Annotated in this window: 7 protein-coding genes and 1 pseudogene; 2 read left to right on the top strand and 6 right to left on the bottom strand. The window is 55.6% G+C overall.

Annotated elements, in window-relative coordinates; translation table 11 throughout:
- From JX325_RS11920 to JX325_RS11895, 6 genes and pseudogenes are all read right to left on the bottom strand, one after another.
- A pseudogene (locus JX325_RS11920) lies at nucleotides 1–347 on the bottom strand (hypothetical protein); the annotation flags it as partial.
- A gap of 426 nt (nucleotides 348–773) precedes the next feature.
- Nucleotides 774–962: a hypothetical protein gene (locus JX325_RS11915; protein WP_204791335.1), complete on the bottom strand. Its 189-nt coding sequence runs from the start codon at nucleotides 960–962 to the stop codon at nucleotides 774–776.
- A 15-nt stretch (nucleotides 963–977) separates the two neighbouring features.
- Nucleotides 978–1,790 carry a zonular occludens toxin domain-containing protein gene (locus JX325_RS11910; protein WP_204791334.1) on the bottom strand — a complete coding sequence of 271 codons (813 nt, stop codon included), beginning with the start codon at nucleotides 1,788–1,790 and terminating at the stop codon, nucleotides 978–980.
- Complete coding sequence (locus JX325_RS11905; protein WP_204791333.1) at nucleotides 1,787–2,029, bottom strand: hypothetical protein; 243 nt, start codon at nucleotides 2,027–2,029, stop codon at nucleotides 1,787–1,789. Before JX325_RS11905 ends, JX325_RS11910 begins: the two co-directional genes overlap by 4 nt.
- A gap of 1,888 nt (nucleotides 2,030–3,917) precedes the next feature.
- A complete protein-coding gene (locus tag JX325_RS11900; protein ID WP_204791332.1) occupies nucleotides 3,918–4,502 on the bottom strand; it encodes a hypothetical protein in 585 nt (194 codons plus the stop codon).
- Nucleotide 4,503: 1 nt separating this feature from the next.
- A complete protein-coding gene (locus tag JX325_RS11895) occupies nucleotides 4,504–4,773 on the bottom strand; it encodes a hypothetical protein (RefSeq protein ID WP_204791331.1) in 270 nt (89 codons plus the stop codon).
- A gap of 332 nt (nucleotides 4,774–5,105) precedes the next feature.
- On the opposite strand from JX325_RS11895, the gene JX325_RS11890 reads away from it, so the two are divergent.
- Together JX325_RS11890 and JX325_RS11885 are read left to right on the top strand one after the other, a co-directional pair.
- Nucleotides 5,106–5,258, top strand: coding sequence for a ribbon-helix-helix protein, CopG family (locus tag JX325_RS11890; protein ID WP_204791330.1), 153 nt, complete (start codon nucleotides 5,106–5,108; stop codon nucleotides 5,256–5,258).
- A gap of 16 nt (nucleotides 5,259–5,274) precedes the next feature.
- Entirely contained in the window at nucleotides 5,275–5,580 is a 306-nt protein-coding gene (locus tag JX325_RS11885; protein ID WP_204791329.1) for a hypothetical protein, read from the top strand.
- The last annotated feature ends 298 nt before the right edge of the window (nucleotides 5,581–5,878 follow it).

Raw genomic sequence — 5,878 nt, 5'->3', positions numbered from 1 at the left:
GACTTGCGAAATTTACTCACAAACTGCTGTCCCCCGTCCTGGTTGTCACTGTCGCGGAAAAGCTGCTGGATATCCAGGATACCGGAATGATCATCAAAGGCCACGTCCAGCCGGGTGACGTGGTAACCCTCCCCCTGCNGGAACAGCCGGAAAAGTCCGTCAAAATCTCCGGTCCCGTACTCCTCGAAGCTCCGGCATCCTTGACCAGACATATCCAAGCAAGTCCCCATTCCAGGGNTTCCATCGTACAAGATCGAGATGCTGGCGAAGTAGAGCCCCTTGCGGTATCCGTTCCGGCCATGGCCCAGCTCGTCCCAGCCGCAGCGCTCCATTCCCAGCAGCTTCACCCAGGCTTGCGGGTCCTCCTCCTTCCTGCTGACCGTCAGCCAATCATAGAGAATGACATTCTCTGAAATATCGCTTTTCAGAACTTTTCACCCCCTATTATGTAGGTAGTACCCCCCTGTTAGCGTAGGGGGGTCCGGGAAAGCCGCAACTTTNCCTTGTATTACGAAATCGCGGCCGACAGCGACGCCAGGACGCGAAAACTGTAATGCAACGCTGGCCCGCTCTGCGGAGCGGCCCCCTCCTCTGCCCGGCTTGAATCGGCGGTCGGGGGGGATGGGTCCCCCCCGCCTTGCCCCCCTTCGGGAAGTGGCCAAAGGAATATGGACAAGGGCGGCAAATCGGAGCCCCTGCGGCCTCCGGCATCCTCTGCCCTGGTTGTATTACGGAATTCATGCCGCAGCAGCTCGCCGGCAAGATTTTCTGTATTACACGCCATTTCCCTGGAGGATATCCAGGCACATTTGATAAACGCCGGAGCTATAGCGCCGGTCCCAGCTCTCCACCAAAGCCAACTCCTCCCCTCTCAGCTCGTCCCGCCATTCCTGGGTACAATCTTCTTCTGTTTCGCTCCACCAAAGGGAAAGCAAAGCTGCCTCCCGTTCTCTGGATACCATAGAAATCTCCTCCTTTCACAAGTGCAGCGCCCCAACGAACCGGCACAGCTCACGCTCCCGCAGCTTCTGGGACTTCCGGTTTCGCGCTTCCACCAGTACAGCCGCCAGCCTCTCCAGCAACAGCCCTCTCTCTTCCTGGCCCCCGCTGGCGGCGCCGCCGTTCCCCGGGGCCCCACCGCTGGCGCGGTCCCCCCCGGCACAGACGGCGCCGCCAGCTGTGACCATATCCGAGAACAGCCGGTAGCTGTCATACAGGTTACTGTAACGTTTCCGGTACGGGAAGACGGAGTGGCCCAGCTTCAGCTTATTGCCGCCGTACCAGTAGTCAATGGCGATGAACCACGTACGCCCGAAGGAGAACAGCGTCAGGAACATCCCGCCGAAGNCGTAGNTATTCAGCTTCCGGTGCTTAACCTCATCCTCCACCAAGCTCCNGATCTGCCTGTCCAGCATCCGGTCCGACTGGGTGATGAGAATGATCTTGAAGCCCAGCTTGCGGTGCCGGGAAAAGAATGTTACCCAGGCGTTCCGGTCCTTTCGCCCGAAATCCCGGCAGTTAAAGATAATCTGACACTCGTCGATCACCACCAGAGCCTGACCCTCCTTGCCGATTTTATGATGCTCGAGGGCATACGCCACCAGCCGCTCCGCCGTCAGCTCCGAGTTGTCCCAGTACTCCACCTGAGCCCGGCACTTTTTGACAAAGCCCGTATTCACCGGGAAGTTACAGATCANGGTCCCGCCCCGCCTCANGCGGTGCTCGATATCCNTGGCGGCGTNGANGCTCTTGCCGCTGCCGGGCGTTCCAGTATACAATGAAATGCTCATTCAATCACCTTAATCCAGCGGAGGACGATCTGATAGGCATAGTACACCGCCACGCAGGTCAGCCACGCCTCCAGGATGCCGACGAAGGTCCCGATAGGGACAAACCAGTTGACCATCCGCAGCCACTCGTAAACCTCGGAGCTGCTGAGCTCATCCAGAATCGTGAAGGGAGAGGCCGGAAACAGCTCGATCACGCTGACAGCAAGGTCAACCAGGGCGTCGGAAAGCGCGTCAAACACTGTGAAGCCTCCTCCCTTCTCAGGCCGTCCATATCAAGCGTTTCGTTCCGCTGGCCAGCATCAGGCAGAAGCCTATGGTGCTTGTCCAGCGGCAGACTTGGCCGATGATCTCATACTCCGAGAAATCCAGCACGATCTTGGTGCTGCCTTTCCAACCGCCCACCCGGTCCGCGATCGGGGCCATGAAATCCACCTCGAAATACGGAGCCTTTGGCGGAGCTGCCAGCAGCGTGACGCCCTTGTACACGTCCCAGGGGATGGAGAACGGAAAGCGGGAGGTCAGGGCCGCGCCCAGCTTGTCCAGGCCGGAAGGGACCACCGGGACCACGGGCGGGTCCGGCTCCTCCGGGTCCACCGGAACCTCGGCGGTATCCACGATTTCCGCGCTGGCGGCGAGGTCCCCGGCAAGGATGGCGTCAAGGATGCCTTGGAGGATTTCTTGGATGCTCATGCTGTCCGTAGCTCCAACATCAAGGGCGACAGACTGACTGTCCGTCAGGCCCTCGGGAATTGTGATGGTTTCAGCCACGTTTAAGGAAATAGATTCATTTACTAATGAAAACAACATAGGAANATCTGAAGGCATATAAACACGTGCGATCATATATCCAGAGGAAACCAAAAAAACTGGCATATATCGGGTATCCGAACCATATCGAGCATCAATCCCAGCTAAAATATAATAAATATTTGATGAAACTCCTCCCACAACAGAAGTATATGTATAATCATTTCGATGTCCATCTATGATGTATTTAGGATAAATTCTCTCAAGATCACTATCCAAAGAATAGCAAAATTGATTTCCGTTGCTTAATTCATACCAAGTATCAAAAGAAAACGGGGTAGCACCAGAAGGATCCAAAAGTGTAAATTCACGCTTATCTACATCAAATACAAACGATCCAAATTTAATTTCCGTTCCATCAGCAAGAAATACTTTCTGCGCCTGATAAATTACATTCTCCCCCGGCTTGGTCCCGTACTTCCCCGCTACCCACTGGGCGAACTGGCCCAGCTTCTCGGCAAACGGCTTGGGAATGACGATNCTCTTATCCTTCACCGCCAGGCCGATCTCCCCGAAGCTCAGCGCCCAATCTGCCACCGAGATTCCCCCCACCTCCTCATTGAGAAAATCCTGAATCAGCCGGGCCACGGACTCGTTGACCTCCTCGCTGCTGCCCATCCCGGAGACAACAGGCGTCAGGCCGCACGCGGAGAGGAAGCCCCCGGCCAAGGCCGTGACCGCGCTGGAGGTCATGGCGAACGCCTTTGCTTTCGGAGGGAGAAGCACCAGCGACGCCAGAACGGCAAAGGACACCAGAAAACACCCCAGCCGCATTACAAAATCTTCACGCTGCCGCCCAGCTCCGCGCGCTGCCAAGTTCATTTTGTATTACACTCCCTTTNCCAAAGAAGCCCCGNAACTCTCCGGGGCCCCTTTGTAATGCGGTGTCATTTCGCCATGCCCTTAAACCAGCTCATGGCCTTCTTGGAGATAAAGATTACTGCGGCGATAGAAACCGCAACCGGGACCGCCACGGCGATGATGGCAAAGGCATCCGATTTAATCTGCTGGAAACCCGTCTCGAAGGCGGAAATGACCGCCGAACTGGAAGCGCTGCCCCCGGTTTCGTCGACCGCAGACGCCCCGCCCATGACCGCAGCACAGACCACCGGAGCGGCTACCGNCACCTTCAGCTCCACACTTTGGACAAACTCCTTGATCTTCTGCACGCTNTTCACCTNCCTATTATCCGAATAAATGCCTTANAGGCGCTCACAACTACGCTCACGCCTGAGACAACCAGCACCCCAGCGGCAAACCCTGCGGCTACCACTCCGGGCATAGCCTCCATAACTTCCAGGCTAATCTGAAATTCTTCCATCAAGCCCTCCAAAGGTCGTGAAACAACTTCCCGACCGCCACACCCAGCACCACGCCGATCAGCGCCGCCACCGCCAGAAAAACAAAATCGACGTTGGCCTGGAGCTGAAGGAGATCGTTGTGCTGCATGACCAGGACTTCCCCCTGCTGCTCCAGCAGTTCATTGGTATGTATCAGCAGCTTCTCGTTCCTCTCCAGCACTTGAACCACCGGCGCAAGGTCCACGCTGGCGGATTCCGTCACCTGGGATTCTCCGCCAAAGCCTCCTTCGCCCCCCTCCCCTCCGGCGGGCAGCTCCTCCGGCTCCTGGGTGACGGCTCCGGTAATCGTCTCGTTCAGATCGCCGATTGCGTCTATCAGGTCCTTCATGGATTCGCTGCCGTCTTCGGTCTCCTCGGTGGGCGGAGCTTCCGGCTCCGGCTCGTTGGGGGTCTCCTCCGGGGCTTCCGGTTCCGGCTCGCTGGGGACTTCCTCCGGGGCCTCCGGCTCCGGTTCGCTGGGGACTTCCTCCGGGGCCTCCGGCTCCGGTTCGCTGGGGACTTCCTCCGGGGCCTCCGGCTCTGGATTGTAGAAAAAATCGTCCACGTCAGCCCTCCACCGGGTCCAGCGTTTTCAGCCGGGCGCAGAGCTGGCCCTTCATCTTGTAATGCTCATAGCCCAGCTCATACAGCTGGCCCACCTCCAGCGTACCGGGGTCAATCCCTCGAGGACAGCTTGTCTCCTCCACTCGGCTGCCAAGCACTTCCTCAAAAGCCCCCTCGACATACACCAGGTGAAGCCCGCAAAACTGCTTCTGCTGCCCGTCCTTCTCGTACTTCCTCAGTTCCATGCCTACCAATCTCGCTACATCCGCCATGCTACTTGTCCTCCTTTCCTTTAAAAAATCTCCCCTCTAGCACCGAACAAGCGATTTTCCGTCCGTAGGTTTTCCGCCGCTTTCCATAGTCCCTGTTCTCCCGTATTTTCCAACGGTGGGTAATGGATGCTTTGACGGGCCGTCTCGGAAGCCATAACGCGGGTGCGCTCATCTTGTCAGGGGGTTGCCAGCCCTATTGCCAACCCGGGCTAACTGTGTAGCTAATAAAATTCCTTTTCGCTACATACTCATAATAGCAATGTATCTGTTTGTAGTCAAGAGAATTTGCAAAATTTTACTGCATCCTTTATGATATTGCCCGAGGTGATATTATGAAAAACGTACAGCCGACATCAATTCGCCTAGACAGCGAACTCTATGAACGAATCAAAGCAGATGCCGAAAAAGAGCGCCGAAGTGTTTCAGGCCAGATTGAATACATGTTGCTACAGTACTACGAAATGAGAAAACTACTCCTTAGATAGAAATGGAGGGACACTCATGGACTTTATCGGAAGTCCAATCTATTATTTCATTTGCGGCGCAGCTTTTGCCGCTCTGGTTATTTGGCTTATCCTCCTCCAGAAAAAGCCGGAAAAGAAAACACCTCCACCACCTCCACCCTCCAGGCCGAGACCTAGTAAACCCCGCTATGCCGCCGGAAGCGATATGGACAGAATAAACAGAAATGCTCGTACCATCGATTTTAAGGAAAAAGCGCCTTGGGATCCTTCTACCCTAATCGGCTTTCTTGTTGGTGCCTCCATCTTCTTTTTCCTTGTTTTTGTTGTTCCAAACCTCAACTGAGGCCTCCGGCATCCTGACACCCTGACTGTATTACAAGAATCGTGCTGCAGCAGCTCACCGTCAGCCGGGCATGTAATACATTCCCTTCCCCGCCTGGGGGCGACTGAACAAAATAGCGGTTGTTGTTGCAAAATATCAGGCCGGAAGCTGTTTTCCCACTCGTTTCAGTGGTTCAGCTTCCGGCCTGTTTCAGCGGTCATTTCGCAACAAAACCTTGATTCATTTTGTTCAATCGCTTATGCCTTTCCCTTGCCTCCTCCCTGATGGTATTTCGGTTTCCAAAAGATTATATCACGGG

Source organism: Oscillibacter sp. CU971, assembly GCF_905219725.1.
Classification (GTDB): Bacteria; Bacillota; Clostridia; order Oscillospirales; family Oscillospiraceae; genus Oscillibacter.
The sequence above is the reverse complement of the archived record's forward strand: the minus strand, read 5'-3'. Positions and strand labels throughout refer to the sequence as shown.

Bases quoted from the DNA above. Each gene is read 5' to 3' on its own strand.
- JX325_RS11915 (WP_204791335.1), bottom strand. From the start codon at position 962: ATGGTATCCAGAGAACGGGAGGCAGCTTTGCTTTCCCTTTGGTGGAGC.
- JX325_RS11890 (WP_204791330.1), top strand. From the start codon at position 5,106: ATGAAAAACGTACAGCCGACATCAATTCGCCTAGACAGCGAACTCTAT.
- JX325_RS11895 (WP_204791331.1), bottom strand. From the start codon at position 4,773: ATGGCGGATGTAGCGAGATTGGTAGGCATGGAACTGAGGAAGTACGAG.
- JX325_RS11885 (WP_204791329.1), top strand. From the start codon at position 5,275: ATGGACTTTATCGGAAGTCCAATCTATTATTTCATTTGCGGCGCAGCT.